This window comes from Bacillus sp. ISL-35, from assembly GCF_018613355.1.
In the GTDB taxonomy this organism is placed as follows: domain Bacteria; phylum Bacillota; class Bacilli; order Bacillales; family Cytobacillaceae; genus Mesobacillus.
In genome coordinates, this window is the sequence record NZ_JAGGQK010000004.1 from 532,271 (window position 1) to 547,176 (window position 14,906).

Here is a 14,906-nt window from a genome sequence, read left to right on the forward strand (position 1 = left end):
CAAAACCGCTTTATTATTGGTTAATTAGAATACCTGTTCAACCTCAACAACGCCAGGTACTTCCTCTAAAAGGGCGCGTTCGATTCCAGCCTTAAGCGTGATTGTGGAGCTCGGGCAGCTTCCGCATGCACCCAGCAGGCGAAGTTTAACAATGCCATCTTCAACATCCACTAGTTCGCAGTCTCCACCATCGCGAAGAAGGAATGGACGCAATTTATCTAATACTTCCTGTACTTGCTCAAACATTTGCTGTTCAGTCATGCAAATCGACTCCTTTCATAATACTTATTATAATCTCATCAGCCGGAAAAATCTATCCAATTGAATGAAAAACCTCAGAACAACAGTTTTTTCCTTATGCATCCCTTTCATCGTATAGTAAAATAAAAGAAAATAACAGGGGGTAATTGATAATGGAACGCAAAGAAGTAGAAATTGTCGTGTACGGCGCAGAAGTATTATGCCCAAGCTGTGTCAACCTGCCATCCTCAAAAGAAACATACGAATGGCTCGAAGCCGCGATCGGCCGCAAATATGCAGACCAGCCTTTTAAGATTACATATGTCGATATCTACAACCCTCCAGCAGAAGCAGACAAAAAGGAATTCGCCGAAAAAGTCATCGAAGAAGACATGTTTTATCCCGTCGTCCTGCTCGAAGGCAAGATTGTCGGCGAAGGAAACCCAAAATTGAAGACGATTTACGCAGAATTAGAGAAATATGGGTATGTACCGGCTTAAAATGATGGAAAGCATTCCAAAATGGGGTGCTTTTTCTATATTTGGCGAAGCATTTGAATGAAACCATATGGGGGGAATTATTTATTTGGCGGAGTTCACAACTTTATTGGCGATTTTTATATTTTATTGGCGAAAATGACCTGTTTATTGGCGAAAATCTGATTATATTGGCGAACTGGAAATTTCCTCTGATTTTTACCAGTTTTGAAAATAAAAAACCGGGCACCCTCGCCCGGTTCACAAATACATCACCCATTATGATACTTATACATCCACAGAATACCTGACTTAAGCAATCGTGCGACGCGGCCAGTAATCGGACGTTCGGCAACCAGACCGAAACCGTGCTTTTTGCCAAGCGAACCGATGACGCCTTTCAGCTTGATCGGCGGGAAGGATTCAGGTGGTTCTTCACCTTTCCAGCGTTTTTGCAGCACCTGGACGATTTGCTCCGCCTGGCCTTCTGCAAGCTGGGCGCTTGGTGCGTGCGGCAGGCTCGCGCAATCACCGACTACATAGACATTTTCATGGCCAGGCAAATTGTGCTGTGGAGTCACCGCGGCCCGGCCCATGCTGTCTTTTTCGACATCCATTTCACGGACAAGTCGGTTTGCCTGAATTCCAGCAGTCCAGACAATCGCGTCGCATACAATCGGCTCATCGTGATTATAAAGGACGTTTTTCTGTACTTCCGTAATATTGGCATTGTTGATGATTTCGACATTATGGTTGTCAAACCAATTTTCCACATAGGTGCTCAGGCGCTCGGAGAATGCGGACAGAATATGGTTTCCGCGGTCGAAAAGCTTGATTTTCAAGTCTTTGCGGCTTTCTGCCAATTCACTCGCAAGCTCGACGCCGCTCAATCCTGCACCGACAATCGCCACACTTGATCCGGCTGGCAGATTATTCAGTGCCTGATAAGTAGCACGTGATTTTTCAATCGATTGGATACTGTACGTGAACTCATCAGCTCCGGGAACATTGTGGTACTTATCTTCACAGCCTAGGCCGATGATCAGGTCATCGTATTCCACAGCGTCATTGTCCTGCAGTTCAACCTTATTTTCCTCCAGGTTGATGGCCGTAACTTCCGCATATTTTACCTGAAGGCGGGGGTGTTCAGGAAATGACACTCGGATATGCTGATCGGAAATCGTGCCTGCAGCCAGGGCATAGTATTCAGTTTTCAAGCAGTGGTAAGGAACGCGGTCAATCAATGTAATGGATACATCTTCCGGCAGATCATTCGGCAGTAATTTATGGAGGACACGCATGCCGCCATAGCCGCCGCCAAGAATAACGAGATTTCTCATGTGAATTTCCCCTTTTTAACTCATCACAGACAGTCAATGATGGAGGTTTTTTATGCTCGTTCTTGCAATCGGTAAACGGATACATTATTCGAAATTATTCTACAATATTTTTTCTGATTCGATTTAATCCATAAAAAGTATAACGAAATTGTGACAAAATAACAACAATTTTATAGATGTAGCAAGCCGGGGAAATTGACGATTTTCCTGAAAAAGGTTACGATTAAAAATTAGTAGAGAGGTGAAACAAATGATTAAGCCGATCATTGAATTTTGTATCAGCAATCTTGCGAGCGGTTCTCAGGCAGCCAGGGCAGAGCTCGAACGGGACCCTGATCTTGACGTCATTGAATATGGCTGTCTTGGTTACTGTGGAAAATGCGCCATGTCTATGTTTGCGCTTGTTAACGGTGATCCGGTAGTCGGTGACACTCCAGAAGAGCTGGTTGAAAACGTTTATAAATACCTGGATGAAAATCCGATGTTTTAATATAGAAAAAAGCTGGCATGGAATCGTTCCATTCGCCAGCTTTTTTCATGATTCAGAGAAAGTTAGTTTCCGAAACGGCTTGTTTTTTAGAGAGATTCAGTTTCCGGAAACAGCTTGTGTTTCCCGCATCTCCTGCCAGCGATCCTTTGCGAGCTGGATGATTTGCGGTTCGACAGATTGTCTCTGTTTTTCTATTACCTTCGAGAAAAAGCGGACGGCGTCCTGCGTTTGGCCGATTCTTCGTGACAGCTCTCCGATCAGGTACATAAGGCGCAATTCTGAAACCTGGGTGCCTTTATAGTCGCCAGTGCTGTAAGACTCGGTATATTCCTTCAGGGCGAGCTTCAGAAAACGCATTTCCTGTTCATCGTTTTCGGTTGAGCGATACAGCCAGGCAAGCCTTATGTACAGGCCGGCCGAAACAATATGTTTCTCTTTCTTCAGTGTCGAACTGTAGGCTGTAAGCTTGAAAGTATTCATTGCCTCCTGGATCGTCCGTTCACCTCCATAGTGATGCGGAGCCCACTGATTGCAGATTTTATCCTGGATGACTTGCTTGGCGCCCGGCGGAAAATAGGTACTGAACTCATCGGTAAAAGAATAGCCGCAGTCAGGACAGACATTGGTATAGTAAAGATTGGGATTTTCAAAACCATCGGCATACTGAGGGGCAAAGTCAGAATCAAAGCTGAGGACTTTCACAAAACGGGAGCGAACCTTCTTGGTCGTAAAAGAATTCTCGCACATGGCGCATGTGTATTTTTTATCATAAAGAGGTACTAGTTGAGCCATCTTTGTCACCTGCCGAATCTCCTATAAATTTTTAAAAAGTAATTAGGTCTATTATACCAAGTTTTTTGGCTGCTGGAGGAAAAACTTGAAGAATATTCTTTTTCAGCTTGATTGGTTGAGGATTGGAAAAATGCTGTATATACTATAAGAAAGGGAACAAGGAGGTTTTAATAAAATGGAAAACATTGTAATTATCACTAAAGAAGCTGCATTGCAGATTAAAGATATGATGAAGCAAAATGAAACGGAAGACGCTTTCCTGCGTGTTTCTGTAAAAGGCGGCGGCTGCAGCGGCCTGTCTTACGGAATGGGTTTCGCGCATGAAGTCGAAGAAGGTGACAACCAGCTCGAGCAGCACGGTATCAAGATCCTTGTCGATAAGGACAGCGCTCCAGTGCTGAATGGCACAACCATCAGCTATAAGCAGTCTTTAATGGGCGGCGGCTTCACAATCGACAACCCGAACGCGATCGCATCATGCGGCTGTGGTTCCAGTTTCAAAACGGCAACTCGTGAGGGCACACCTGAAGAATGCTAAACAAAAAGCAAGGTCCGCGGACCTTGCTTTTTTAGCTTTCAAGTGTCTGGTCCAGCAGTGGTTGAAGCTGGACAGGCGCTTGCGCATTTCAATTCTTATTTAAACATGGATGAACTATGAAGCGGCTGAGTCTTCGCTTTTGGATCCATATAGGATTTCGCGTTGTTGACAGCTGTAGGTGCTTCACCGAATCCTGTTGCAATTAGTTTGACTTTTCCATCGTATGTGCAGATATCACCGGCAGCGTAAACGCCTGGGATATTTGTCTCCATTTTAGAGTTGACAACGATGGCATTCTTTTCGATTTCAAGGCCCCATTCCTTGATTGGTCCTAGAGATGAAACGAAACCGAAGTTGCAGATGACTGCGTCAACGTCAACAGCTACTGTCTCTTCACTGTTTGCGTCCTTAAGGACAAGCTGGCTGATTTTTTCTCCATCACCTATCAGTTCAGATGGAACGTAAGGTGTTTTGATATCAACCTTTGAATTTTGCAGGTTTTCAACACTGTGCTCGTGGGCGCGGAACTTATCGCGTCTGTGGACGATGGTTACCTGCTCAGCGATTGGCTCGAGCATCAATGCCCAGTCAACAGCAGAGTCCCCGCCGCCGAGAACTGCGACCTTCTGGCCAGCGAACTGGTTCAAGTCGTCAATGAAATAGTGCAGGTTCTTGCCTTCGTATTGGGCAGCGCTTTCAAGTTCAAGTCTGCGTGGCTGGAACGCACCGTTTCCGGCAGTGATGATGACTGTTTTCGTATAATGAACTTCTTTATCAGTAGTCAGCTTGATATTTCCGTCTTCCAGCTTCTCAAGCTTTTCAACAGACTGTTCAAGAGCAGTCGCAGGCTCGAATTTCGCCATTTGCTCTTTCAGGTTGTTGATCAACTCCTGGGCGCGGACTTTTGGAAAGCCGGCAACATCATATATGTACTTTTCTGGATAAAGTGCAGATAATTGCCCGCCTAGCTGTGGCAAACTTTCAATAATCTTAACAGATGCTTGTCTCATTCCGCCGTAGAAAGCAGTGAACAGACCAGCAGGACCCCCGCCGATTATCGTGATGTCATAAACTTTTTGATCTTCTTTCACTCCATATCCCCCTCACTATGTAGTAAAATTGCTCCAATTGTTATAATACCATAAATTGAAAAAATAAACTCCTAATCATAATAGAAGAATGCTTGTGGAACAATATATTTCATAGAAAATTCCCTTTACAAAACGGGAAAATAGTGAAATCATCCTATTTTCTGAATATTTCCAAGTTGAATGAATCGCTTGAAAATGCGGCGCAAAAAGAATAAGATGGATTGTAGGCAATAATGTTAAGATTTTGTGACATTTTCAGGACATTTTTTTGAACATTTTAGTGAATAATATCACAAACTTATCCGGGAATGATGGCGTCAAAGAGAGATAAGCCAGTCGACCAAAAATATTTTAAAAAGGTGGAAGTGATCACTTTGAGAAAGCCAAAGATCGTAATTTTAGGAGCAGGATACGGGGGATTAATGACAGCTACCCGTTTACAAAAAGCTGTTGGAGTAAACGAGGCTGACATTGTCCTTGTCAACAAAAATGATTACCACTATGAAACTACATGGCTGCATGAAGCATCTGCAGGAACTTTGCATCATGACAGAGTCCGCTATGATGTTCGTGATGTAATCGATCGCCATAAGGTTGAATTCGTCCAGGGGTCTGTTGAAGAGATCAAGATGGATGAGAAGCGTGTAATCCTTGAGAACGGTGACATCGTATATGATTATCTGGTCATCGCCCTGGGTGCTGAACCTGAAACTTTCGGTATTAAAGGCTTGAAAGAGTATGCTTTCTCTATCGTCAATGTCAACTCAGCCAGACAGATCCGTGAGCATATCGAATATCAATTCGCAACATATAATACTGAAGCCGAGAGGAAAGATGAGCGCCTGACAATCGTTGTTGGCGGTGCAGGCTTCACAGGAATCGAGTTCCTTGGTGAACTGACAAACCGAGTTCCTGAACTTTGCCGTGAATATGATGTAGATTACCATAAAGTAAAAATTGTATGTGTTGAAGCTGCGCCAATGGTTCTTCCTGGTTTCGACCCTGAGCTTGTCAACTATGCAGTTGCTACGCTTGAGAAAAAAGGTGTGGAATTCCGCATCGGCACAGCAATCAAGGAAGCGACTCCTGAAGGTATCATCGTCGCAAAAGGTGAGGATGAAGTCGAAGAAATCAAAGCTGGCACAGTGGTCTGGGCAGCAGGTGTACGCGGCAACTCCGTCATCGAAAGATCGGGCATTGAAGCAATGCGTGGCCGTGTGAAAGTCCAGCCGGACCTTCGCCTGCCAGGATCAGATGATGTATTCATCGTGGGTGACTGCTCATTGATCATCAATGAAGAAATCAATCGTCCATTTCCTCCGACTGCACAAATTGCAATGCAGCAGGGTGAAGTTTGCGCTAGGAATCTTGCGGCGCTTGTCCGCGGCAAATCCGAGCTCGAAACCTTCACTCCAGATATCAAAGGAACAGTATGTTCACTTGGTGAAGATGACGCAATCGGCGTAGCATTCGGCAAGAAAATGGTCGGCACGAAAGCTTCCTTCATGAAAAAGATGATCGACAACCGTGCGCTTTATATGATTGGCGGACCTTCAATGGTTCTTAAAAAAGGCAAATTCAACATTCTATAATAGATATACTGAAACAGGCTCTTTACGGGGCCTGTTTTTATTTTTGTCCATGGCTAAAATGGTAAGGCGGTCATGGTCCAACTGAGTAAAGCAGATTCACGCAAGGTCCGGCCGGGAAGTATGACTAAGCCAAATTCTATCGTGTACAATATTCTTATAATAAATTATTGGATGGGGATCAAATGGGAAAACGGGAAAATGTCTGGCTTGGGGTTGCCGGAGTCGTTATCGATGAGGATGGGCGCTGGCTTGTTGTCAAAAAGCGCTATGGCGGGCTGGAGGGAAGCTGGTCCCTGCCTGCTGGATTTGTTGAGGAAGGAGAAACCGCTGACCAGGCGGTTCTCAGGGAAGTGAAGGAAGAAACAGGAATTGAGTGCACTGTCACCGGTCTTCTTGGGGTGCGAACCGGCGTAATCAGGGAATCGATCAGCGATAATATGCTCGTTTTTTTGTTAAAACCATTGCCGGATCAGGAAGTGACGGCGGAAGAAACGGAATTATATGAAGCTGGATTTTTGTCACCTATTCATTTAAAATCGGACCCTCATACATCGATGCTGCTGCATTACCTTTTGAGTAAACCGATAGCTCATGTAATCAGCGGCAAACAGGGCCTTGACCCTGGAAAGCAGTTTCACTATAGTGCATATCAATTATTTTTATAATTTTCTGAAATTTAAAGAGAGTGACAGATATTTAAAGAAAAAATAGGATGTATCCGTTTTCAATGTGGAATTTCGGTCGAATTTGGACCTTTTCAAAAATGATGAATCTCTGATATATTATCAGAAAATTCTATAATAAAAAGGAGAGATTCTCTTATGAAAATGCAGGCACATGATTCAAAGGAATGTCCTTATTGCTCAGGTAAAGGCTACTTCCAATTGCTTCTTGGCGGCTCAGAAACATGCACATGCTGCAGCGGTTCCGGAAAATCAAAAAAATAAGGCAAAGCATCTTTGACCTTCGCATCTTGCGGGGTTTTTCTTTTTGCCTCGAATAGGGAGAGACTGCACCATTTCATTGACTCGAAAACGGACAAACAGTAAACTAGAAATGATGTTTAATGGGGGGATATAGACATGATGACGGTTGTCACACTGATCATTTCGATGTTATTGTTTTTTGTCCTGTTTTTCGGGATTGGATTTTTATTGAATATGCTGCTGAGGATGTCCTGGGTAATGGCGATCGTTTATCCAGTGATTGCGATATTCATTATTGATAAGTATCCATTGATCGATTACTTCCGCAACAGCGGGGAAGCTTTCCGTGATCTTGGACAGCGGATTTCACATCTGGCTGCCGCAGATGTGCTGATTCTAAGCAGCGGGCTTGCCGGTGCCATCCTGGCCGGTGTTGTCATCAAACTTTTACGAAAAAAAGGATATCAAATGTTTTAAAAAGGCGACCTTCAATTTTATTGAGGGTTTTTTTTATGCATAAAATTAAGGATTGGTCAGAGACTAATATTAAAATAGTGAACTTGAAAAATGAAGGTGAACAGTAAAATTTACTTTTAATGGAAGTGTAAATAGGCCTTTTGATCCTTTTTTTGCTCCTTTTGGAATATTTCTTGTTTTGTTGGGAAATTAATAGTTTTGGGAGGAGTGAAAAATTATATGAATATTTTAAAAATGTGGGCTAAACGCTCAGCTATGGCAGTTTTATTTTTTGCTGCTATAACTTCAACTTTCCACTCGATTTCAGGAGTGGAAGCTTCCACTGTTTCTACATACGTTTTTGACAGTGCTGGCACACAACAAGAGGAAAATTCAAGTTTTGATCATAAGAAAAAGTCAATGGGGCTTGCCCTCAAGTTTTTGAAAAAAGTTTCAGATTTTACGACGAAAATTTCTTCTAGTGAAAAGGTAGCCGGCGCACCGCCGACGCTTGAGGAATCGATGAACTGGTCACAATACCCGACAAAGCAGATCATTGCAACGGGGTATACGGCCGGAATTGAATCCACTGGTAAAAATCCTGGGCATCCAGGCTATGGAATCACCTATTCAGGTGTAAAGGTTAAACGTGACCTCTATTCGACAGTAGCGGCTGACCTGAATGTATTCCCGATCGGAACCATCCTTTTCATCCCTGGCTATGGATTTGGCGTTGTCGCCGATAAAGGCGGGGCAATCAAGGGAAATAAAGTGGACTTATACTACGATACCGTAAAGGATGTATATGAACAGTGGGGCAAGAAGACGCTGGATGCATACATAATTGAAATGGGTAACGGCAAGCTTACAGAAGATGACCTGAAAGCACTCAACGAAAATGAATCCATGCAGGTTTTCCGCCAGCAGTATATTGGCGGGAAGAAATCTTAAAAGGTAAAGGCACTTTCCTCGGGGGAAAGTGCCTTTTTAATCGTGAATGAGATGGTGCAGTTTATCCAGACCATCCAAAAGCCGTGGGGACGGCCGGCAATACAGTTCTTCCTCGAGGATGAAAAGACGGTCTTCCTTAACAGCGTCAAGTTCCTCCCAGCCGGGCCTGTTTATGATCAATTCTTTTTTAACCTTCTGCTTCCTGACACCAACCCAGGCGATACAAATATAATCCGGGTTCCGCGATTTTACATCATCCCAGTCGGTTTGTATGCTGGCAAGCTCTACATCGTAGAAAATATTTTCAGCACCGGCAGCCTCTGATATTTCAGTCAGCCAATTGATCCTGCCGGGGGTGAATACGGGTTTGGGCCACCATTCCCAGTACAGCTTCGGTTTCCATTTAGCTGCTTTCCCTTTTTGCCTAATGTTCTCCAGCCGGTTCCTGAACTTTTCTGCTGCTTCCTGCCCGCGATCCGGCATGTTCAAGGCTTTGGCCGTAATCACTAAATCATTTTCAATATCCTTAAGGGATTGCGGATTCAGGATGATGTGAGGAATATTGCGTGCCTTCAGTCCTTCGATATTCTTTTCCATTCCGGGAACACTTAACGATGCAAGCACGAGGTCTGGCTTCAGTTCTTCAACAAGGTCAAGATTGATCGAAAGGTCCGGGCCAAGCTTTGGCAGCGACTTTACCGCTTCCGGCCAATCGGAGAAATCATCCACTCCGACAAGAAGATGGGTCAGCCCGAGAAATTCCATGATTTCGGTGTTGCTGGGACATAATGATACTACTTTCATACGAATCCACCCGCCTTATAAAAGATAATGCAGAAGCAAAGTCAGCAAAATGCCAGTCAATCCGCCGAAAAATACTTCGATTGGCTTGTGTCCCAGCAGTTCTTTCAGCTCTTTTTGCTTTTCCTGCTCGGGCTTATCCTGCCAGCCTTTGGCCTCGTTGGCAAAGCGGCCAAAATCAGCCACAAGCTGGTTCAGGACAATGGCTTGCTCCCCGGCCTGCCTGCGGACCCCCGAGGCATCAAACATCGTGATAATCGCAAAGACAGCCGAAACAGCAAATACCGCTGAATCAAGTCCTGTTTGAAGAGCAACCCCGGTCGACAAAGCCGTCACAGCGGCGGAGTGTGAGCTCGGCATACCGCCCGTACTCGTCAGCAGCGACCAGTCGATCCTCCTTGTCGCAATATATTGAATCGGGACCTTCACGAACTGCGCGAAAAAAATCGCCGCCAGCGAGGCCCATAATGGGAAATTCGTTAATAATTCCATAGATGTTCCCCCTCTTTCTATAAAAGTACCTTTTTCAGTAATACCCAAGTTAAATGATAACATTACAGCCGGCGGCCGATGTTTGATAAAATAGTTCTAACGTTCAGGATGGAGGTGAGGGATGTGACAGGCTACCCTGAAGAGTATTATGAGTTCTTTATTAAATTCAACGAAGGGGACTATTATACCTGCCATGACTTGCTGGAAGATATGTGGATGACGGATAAAGGAAATCTTTTTTTAAAAGGGCTGCTGCAAATGAGCGTCGCCATCTACCATTACAGCTACGGAAATGTGAAGGGAGCGCGGCTGATGATGCAGGCGGCGCATGATTATCTGCAAACATACCGCCCGATCCACTGGGGACTTGATCTGGAAAAAATATATCCCTTCATCGAAAAGTGCATCGAAACATTCCCTGACGGACTTGACCGTGTTCCCTATGAAGAAGTCGGGACACTGCCAGAGCTGCCGGTTTTATATTTATATCTGGAAGATTAGCAGTTCGATTAAAAATAAAACTGCGGAAGTCGAAATATTTAAGCTGTTTCGATATAATGAAAGTATAAAGATGGAGGGGTGAACGATTTGTTTACAGTTAGCAATCAATTTAATTTGACCAACAGCCATGACTGCCTTGTGATTGGCCTGTTCAATAAGCCATCAGGTCTTGAAGGTGTTGTTGGGGAAGCAGACAAGCTTTTTGACGGACAATTGACTGAACTGATCAAAAGCGGGGATATTTCAACAAGGAAAAAAGAGGTTTCCAAAATACATACTTTCGGTAAAACTGGCGCGAGGAAGATCTATTTTGTCGGTCTTGGTCATGAGAAAGAATACAAATTCGAGACTTTGAGGGACGCGTTTGGCCGTCTGTTCAAGACAGCCAAGAAGGAAAAATGGACGGAAGCAGCAGTTCTGTTGGATACTTTTACAAGTGACAGCGTCGAGATCAATGATGCAGCACATGCACTTGGAGAAGCTTTCCCGATGGCTACATATGAATTTGCAGGCTACAAGCAAAAATCCAACGAGCCAGAAAAGCACATTGAGAGCCTGACTGTTTACAGTGCCGATGGAGAAGGCGATGTGGAAGCAGCGCTAGAGGTCGGCTATGTTTTCGGGAAGGGAACGAATTCAGCACGGACACTCGTCAATACACCAGGCAATCTATTGACTGCGACGGATATGGCGGGATATGCACTGAAGCTGGCAGAAAAATATGAGTTCGAAGCAGAAATTTTAGAAAAAGAGGAAATGGAAAAGCTCGGTATGGGTGCGTTGCTGGCTGTCAATCAGGGATCAGCAGAGCCGCCGAAAATGATTGTCCTAAAGTATCAGGGCAAGGAAGAGTGGAATGATGTCATCGGTCTGGTCGGCAAGGGCATTACGTTTGACACTGGAGGCTACTCAATCAAAACGAAGGCTGGCATTGTCGGCATGAAGTCCGATATGGGCGGTGCAGCGGCAGTGCTTGGTGCAATGGAGATCATCGGCGAACTGAAACCGGAGCGCAATGTTGTTGCCGTGATTCCGTCTACTGACAACATGATCAGCGGTACTGCATTCAAGCCAGATGACGTCATCACATCCATGAGCGGAAAAACAATTGAGGTGCTGAATACTGATGCAGAAGGACGCCTAGTGCTTGCTGATGCTATGACATACGCTAAGCATCACGGCGCAAATTACCTCGTTGATATAGCAACTCTGACAGGCGGAGTCATCACGGCTTTAGGTCTTCATACATCGGGAGCTTTGACGAACAACGAGGAATTCTTCGAACAAGTGCTTGAGGCTTCCTATGAGTCAGGAGAGCCAATCTGGCGCTTGCCATTGTTTGAGCGCGACATTGAGCGCGTGCGGGGCAGCAAAATCGCCGACCTGAACAATTCACCAGGTGCCGAAGGACATGCGATCATGGGCGGAGCTTTTGTCGGTGAGTTTGCAGAAGGCACTCCATGGGTGCATCTCGACATCGCCGGAACAGCCACTACCAACAAAGAATATGACCTGGGACCAGCAGGGGCGACCGGCGTCATGGCTCGAACACTCGCATTGCTCGTTGAACGATTTGAGACAGAAGAAGATGAAAAATAAATAGAATGGAAAACCCCGAAGTCCACATGAGACTTTGGGGTTTTTTTGTGAACTGACAGAGGTATAAATACCACACCTGAGCATTCCCCCATTTTTAACATAAATTTCAATGCTAATCGAAACACTAAATCAAACAAACCCATTGACATAAAAAACAATTCTATGATAATTTAATACTTGTCATTTTAATTCTCTACCAATTTACCAAACTAAAGTATTTTATCATCGAGAGGAGCACTTTCCCATGAATGCAGTTGTTATTGCCGTGCTGGCGATGCTGATCCTGAGCTTGCTTCGTGTCAATGTTGTATTGGCATTAATTGCCGGAGCGCTGATCGGCGGTTTGACTGGCGGCTTGAGTATAGAAAAGACAATTGAGGTTTTTTCAGGTGGACTTGGCGGCAGTGCCGAGGTTGCGCTGAGCTATGCATTGCTTGGCGGGTTCGCAGTAGCCATTTCCAAGACTGGATTGCCCAACCTGATCGTTGACTGGATGATCAGCATGATTGGCAAAAAAGGCGAGTCAAAAGCAAAAACTTATTCAAAAGCTATTATTGTGATTTTAATTTTAATGATGGCGATTTTCTCGCAAAACCTGATTCCGATCCACATTGCGTTTATTCCGATCCTGATTCCGCCATTGTTGATCGTCTTCAATGAGCTGAAGATTGACAGGCGTTTGATAGCATCTGTTTTGACATTCGGGCTGACCGCGCCATATATTTTGCTGCCGGTAGGTTTCGGCGGGATTTTCCACGATATCCTGGCTACGAATATGGCTGAAGGCGGGATGAATATCGATAAAGGTGATATCCCGACAGCGATGCTGCTTCCTACTGCAGGCCTGGTAGTCGGTTTGCTGATTGCGATTTTTGTATCCTACCGCAAACCTAGAAATTATGAAGATCACCAAGTGGTCGAAATGGAAAGAAATGAGTACTCGAAGGCAGGCATCATTTTCTCTTTTGTTGCGATTATCGCAGCCCTTGCAGCACAGCTGTTTTTCGATTCGATGATCATGGGCGCGCTTGCGGGTATAATCGTCGTATATGCAAGCGGAGCGATTAAGTGGCGTGAAGCAGACAATCTTTTAACCGAAGGTATGAAAATGATGGCGTTCATCGGATTCGTCATGCTGGCAGCATTCGGATTCGCAGAAGTATTGAAAGAAACAGGGGATGTGGAGAGCCTTGTTACGCAGGCTGCCGATGCGATTGGCAATAATAAAGCCATGGGCGCTTTGTTGATGCTGGTAGTCGGCTTGCTCGTCACAATGGGAATCGGTTCTTCGTTCTCGACAATTCCAATCATTGCAACGATCTTCGTGCCGCTAAGTCTTCAATTAGGCTTCAGCCCGATGGCTACGATTGCGATTGTCGGAACAGCAGCTGCACTTGGTGATGCCGGTTCTCCTGCATCAGACAGTACGCTTGGACCGACCGCTGGTTTGAATGCGGACGCTCAGCACAATCACATCTGGGATACAGTTGTCCCGACGTTCGTGCACTACAATATTCCATTGATCATTTTCGGCTGGATTGCCGCAATGGTTCTATAATATTCTATATGCCGTCCTCCTTTTTACAGGCAGGGCGGCTTTGTCTATCTAGGCTCGTTCCGTCAACTTTGCTGCCAGGTTCGCAAATCAATTCCGACCTATTCTTCAGCCTTTATTTAAAAGGTGAATTTCGGTAGGATAATAAAAAGAGGTGATCAACATGTACTTCGGAAAACCACGGAAGAAGGGCCCTTCGGACAGAGTCCCGCCGAACCAGAATGTTACGAGATCGTTCCCTGTCCTGCATTATGGAAACGTCCCATACTATAAAAATCTTGATGATTGGACCCTGAAGATTTTTGGACTTGTGGAAAAAGAAGTGATTTTATCCTATAAAGAGTTGATGGACTTGCCGCAAATGAACTCGGGCAATGACATTCACTGTGTGACTGGCTGGTCCAAGCTTGATAATGTCTGGGAAGGAGTATCCACGGTGGAGCTGGCGAGGCTGGCCAAACCAAAGGAAGCTGCTAAATATGTTATCCTGCATGCTGAAGAAAACTGGACGACCAACCTGCCTGTTGAGGATTTCCTCAGGGAAACGAGCCTGCTTGCCCACTCCCATAACGGAGAACCATTAACTCCTGAGCATGGCTATCCATTGCGGGCGGTCATTCCACATCTATACTTCTGGAAAAGTGCCAAGTGGATCAGGGGCATAGAATTCACCTCTGAAAACCGGCCTGGTTTCTGGGAGGAAAATGGCTACCATATGTATGGCAACCCGTGGAAAGAGCAGCGGATGACCTGGGACTAGGCATTTTTTTCAGTACAATGGACAAACGCCTATTCAACTGTCCCTCTGTATGCATATGAAGTACTATAGGCATACAAAAAGAGGGAGGTAGCTGATGAATAGAAGAAGACGATTTTATGGCGGCCGGCGTCCATTTGGTTTTGGATTTGGAGGTCCGTTTGTTGGCGGAGTGCTGGGAGGCCTTTTAGGCAGCGCGTTATTGTACCCCGGCGGATATGGCTACGGTTATGGTGGATTCCCGCCTTATGGCTATGGTTATGGATATGGATTCCCGTATTATTAATTAGATAAAAACAAGAGCCGCTG

General features: G+C 45.0%; 19 protein-coding genes. 13 read left to right on the forward strand and 6 right to left on the reverse strand.

Annotated features, from left to right (window positions below):
- Positions 1-24 precede the first annotated feature (24 nt).
- Positions 25-261: a NifU family protein gene (locus tag J7E38_RS08570; RefSeq protein WP_023626615.1), complete on the reverse strand. Its 237-nt coding sequence runs from the start codon at positions 259-261 to the stop codon at positions 25-27.
- A 152-nt stretch (positions 262-413) separates the two neighbouring features.
- On the opposite strand from J7E38_RS08570, the gene J7E38_RS08575 reads away from it, so the two are divergent.
- Positions 414-740 (forward strand): YuzD family protein, encoded by a 327-nt coding sequence (locus tag J7E38_RS08575; protein ID WP_214706536.1) that lies wholly within the window; start codon positions 414-416, stop codon positions 738-740.
- A 248-nt stretch (positions 741-988) separates the two neighbouring features.
- On the opposite strand, the gene J7E38_RS08580 is transcribed toward J7E38_RS08575, so the two are convergent.
- A complete protein-coding gene (locus J7E38_RS08580) occupies positions 989-2,056 on the reverse strand; it encodes an NAD(P)/FAD-dependent oxidoreductase (RefSeq protein ID WP_214706538.1) in 1,068 nt (355 codons plus the stop codon).
- A gap of 250 nt (positions 2,057-2,306) precedes the next feature.
- Here J7E38_RS08580 and J7E38_RS08585 point away from each other — a divergent pair, with 250 nt between their 5' ends.
- Positions 2,307-2,546: a YuzB family protein gene (locus J7E38_RS08585; RefSeq protein ID WP_079507135.1), complete on the forward strand. Its 240-nt coding sequence runs from the start codon at positions 2,307-2,309 to the stop codon at positions 2,544-2,546.
- Between the two features lie 96 nt (positions 2,547-2,642).
- Here the strand turns inward: J7E38_RS08585 and J7E38_RS08590 are convergent, their stop codons facing one another.
- A complete protein-coding gene (locus tag J7E38_RS08590; RefSeq protein ID WP_214706540.1) occupies positions 2,643-3,338 on the reverse strand; it encodes a DUF2225 domain-containing protein in 696 nt (231 codons plus the stop codon).
- Positions 3,339-3,513: 175 nt separating this feature from the next.
- On the opposite strand from J7E38_RS08590, the gene J7E38_RS08595 reads away from it, so the two are divergent.
- Positions 3,514-3,876 (forward strand): HesB/IscA family protein, encoded by a 363-nt coding sequence (locus J7E38_RS08595; protein ID WP_215038319.1) that lies wholly within the window; start codon positions 3,514-3,516, stop codon positions 3,874-3,876.
- A 95-nt stretch (positions 3,877-3,971) separates the two neighbouring features.
- Here J7E38_RS08595 and J7E38_RS08600 read toward each other — a convergent pair whose 3' ends face one another.
- Positions 3,972-4,967 (reverse strand): NAD(P)/FAD-dependent oxidoreductase, encoded by a 996-nt coding sequence (locus J7E38_RS08600; RefSeq protein WP_214706541.1) that lies wholly within the window; start codon positions 4,965-4,967, stop codon positions 3,972-3,974.
- A gap of 374 nt (positions 4,968-5,341) precedes the next feature.
- Between J7E38_RS08600 and J7E38_RS08605 the strand changes: the two genes are divergently transcribed.
- From J7E38_RS08605 to J7E38_RS08625, 5 genes are all read left to right on the forward strand, one after another.
- Positions 5,342-6,559, forward strand: coding sequence for an NAD(P)/FAD-dependent oxidoreductase (locus tag J7E38_RS08605; RefSeq protein WP_214706544.1), 1,218 nt, complete (start codon positions 5,342-5,344; stop codon positions 6,557-6,559).
- A gap of 182 nt (positions 6,560-6,741) precedes the next feature.
- The gene (locus tag J7E38_RS08610; protein WP_214706546.1) at positions 6,742-7,224 is read left to right on the forward strand and encodes an NUDIX domain-containing protein; all 483 of its coding nucleotides are present in this window, start codon (positions 6,742-6,744) and stop codon (positions 7,222-7,224) included.
- A gap of 156 nt (positions 7,225-7,380) precedes the next feature.
- Positions 7,381-7,506 carry a YuiA family protein gene (locus J7E38_RS08615; RefSeq protein ID WP_176167275.1) on the forward strand — a complete coding sequence of 42 codons (126 nt, stop codon included), beginning with the start codon at positions 7,381-7,383 and terminating at the stop codon, positions 7,504-7,506.
- Between the two features lie 135 nt (positions 7,507-7,641).
- Complete coding sequence (locus J7E38_RS08620) at positions 7,642-7,962, forward strand: YuiB family protein (RefSeq protein WP_214706547.1); 321 nt, start codon at positions 7,642-7,644, stop codon at positions 7,960-7,962.
- A 219-nt stretch (positions 7,963-8,181) separates the two neighbouring features.
- Positions 8,182-8,892 (forward strand): 3D domain-containing protein, encoded by a 711-nt coding sequence (locus J7E38_RS08625; protein WP_215038321.1) that lies wholly within the window; start codon positions 8,182-8,184, stop codon positions 8,890-8,892.
- A gap of 36 nt (positions 8,893-8,928) precedes the next feature.
- Here the strand turns inward: J7E38_RS08625 and J7E38_RS08630 are convergent, their stop codons facing one another.
- Together J7E38_RS08630 and J7E38_RS08635 are read right to left on the reverse strand one after the other, a co-directional pair.
- Positions 8,929-9,696: a cobalamin-binding protein gene (locus tag J7E38_RS08630; protein WP_214706548.1), complete on the reverse strand. Its 768-nt coding sequence runs from the start codon at positions 9,694-9,696 to the stop codon at positions 8,929-8,931.
- 15 nt (positions 9,697-9,711) lie between these two features.
- Positions 9,712-10,185 carry a divergent PAP2 family protein gene (locus J7E38_RS08635; RefSeq protein ID WP_214706549.1) on the reverse strand — a complete coding sequence of 158 codons (474 nt, stop codon included), beginning with the start codon at positions 10,183-10,185 and terminating at the stop codon, positions 9,712-9,714.
- Positions 10,186-10,308: 123 nt separating this feature from the next.
- Between J7E38_RS08635 and J7E38_RS08640 the strand changes: the two genes are divergently transcribed.
- The 5 genes from J7E38_RS08640 to J7E38_RS08660 all read left to right on the forward strand — a co-directional run bounded on the left by J7E38_RS08640 (position 10,309) and on the right by J7E38_RS08660 (position 14,883).
- Positions 10,309-10,686: a DUF309 domain-containing protein gene (locus J7E38_RS08640; protein ID WP_483297164.1), complete on the forward strand. Its 378-nt coding sequence runs from the start codon at positions 10,309-10,311 to the stop codon at positions 10,684-10,686.
- A gap of 87 nt (positions 10,687-10,773) precedes the next feature.
- Positions 10,774-12,285, forward strand: a complete 1,512-nt coding sequence (locus tag J7E38_RS08645) for a leucyl aminopeptidase (RefSeq protein ID WP_214706552.1) — start codon at positions 10,774-10,776, stop codon at positions 12,283-12,285.
- Between the two features lie 244 nt (positions 12,286-12,529).
- Positions 12,530-13,843: a Na+/H+ antiporter family protein gene (locus J7E38_RS08650; protein WP_214706553.1), complete on the forward strand. Its 1,314-nt coding sequence runs from the start codon at positions 12,530-12,532 to the stop codon at positions 13,841-13,843.
- A 160-nt stretch (positions 13,844-14,003) separates the two neighbouring features.
- Positions 14,004-14,600 (forward strand): sulfite oxidase-like oxidoreductase, encoded by a 597-nt coding sequence (locus J7E38_RS08655; protein ID WP_214706554.1) that lies wholly within the window; start codon positions 14,004-14,006, stop codon positions 14,598-14,600.
- A gap of 94 nt (positions 14,601-14,694) precedes the next feature.
- Positions 14,695-14,883 (forward strand): hypothetical protein, encoded by a 189-nt coding sequence (locus tag J7E38_RS08660; RefSeq protein WP_214706555.1) that lies wholly within the window; start codon positions 14,695-14,697, stop codon positions 14,881-14,883.
- Positions 14,884-14,906 lie beyond the last annotated feature (23 nt).

Coding starts and splice junctions, on each gene's coding strand:
- J7E38_RS08650 (WP_214706553.1), top strand. CDS start 12,530: ATGAATGCAGTTGTTATTGCCGTGCTGGCGATGCTGATCCTGAGCTTG.
- J7E38_RS08590 (WP_214706540.1), bottom strand. CDS start 3,338: ATGGCTCAACTAGTACCTCTTTATGATAAAAAATACACATGCGCCATG.
- J7E38_RS08625 (WP_215038321.1), top strand. CDS start 8,182: ATGAATATTTTAAAAATGTGGGCTAAACGCTCAGCTATGGCAGTTTTA.
- J7E38_RS08660 (WP_214706555.1), top strand. CDS start 14,695: ATGAATAGAAGAAGACGATTTTATGGCGGCCGGCGTCCATTTGGTTTT.
- J7E38_RS08620 (WP_214706547.1), top strand. CDS start 7,642: ATGATGACGGTTGTCACACTGATCATTTCGATGTTATTGTTTTTTGTC.
- J7E38_RS08655 (WP_214706554.1), top strand. CDS start 14,004: ATGTACTTCGGAAAACCACGGAAGAAGGGCCCTTCGGACAGAGTCCCG.
- J7E38_RS08615 (WP_176167275.1), top strand. CDS start 7,381: ATGAAAATGCAGGCACATGATTCAAAGGAATGTCCTTATTGCTCAGGT.
- J7E38_RS08580 (WP_214706538.1), bottom strand. CDS start 2,056: ATGAGAAATCTCGTTATTCTTGGCGGCGGCTATGGCGGCATGCGTGTC.
- J7E38_RS08585 (WP_079507135.1), top strand. CDS start 2,307: ATGATTAAGCCGATCATTGAATTTTGTATCAGCAATCTTGCGAGCGGT.
- J7E38_RS08575 (WP_214706536.1), top strand. CDS start 414: ATGGAACGCAAAGAAGTAGAAATTGTCGTGTACGGCGCAGAAGTATTA.
- J7E38_RS08570 (WP_023626615.1), bottom strand. CDS start 261: ATGACTGAACAGCAAATGTTTGAGCAAGTACAGGAAGTATTAGATAAA.
- J7E38_RS08630 (WP_214706548.1), bottom strand. CDS start 9,696: ATGAAAGTAGTATCATTATGTCCCAGCAACACCGAAATCATGGAATTT.
- J7E38_RS08635 (WP_214706549.1), bottom strand. CDS start 10,185: ATGGAATTATTAACGAATTTCCCATTATGGGCCTCGCTGGCGGCGATT.
- J7E38_RS08610 (WP_214706546.1), top strand. CDS start 6,742: ATGGGAAAACGGGAAAATGTCTGGCTTGGGGTTGCCGGAGTCGTTATC.
- J7E38_RS08595 (WP_215038319.1), top strand. CDS start 3,514: ATGGAAAACATTGTAATTATCACTAAAGAAGCTGCATTGCAGATTAAA.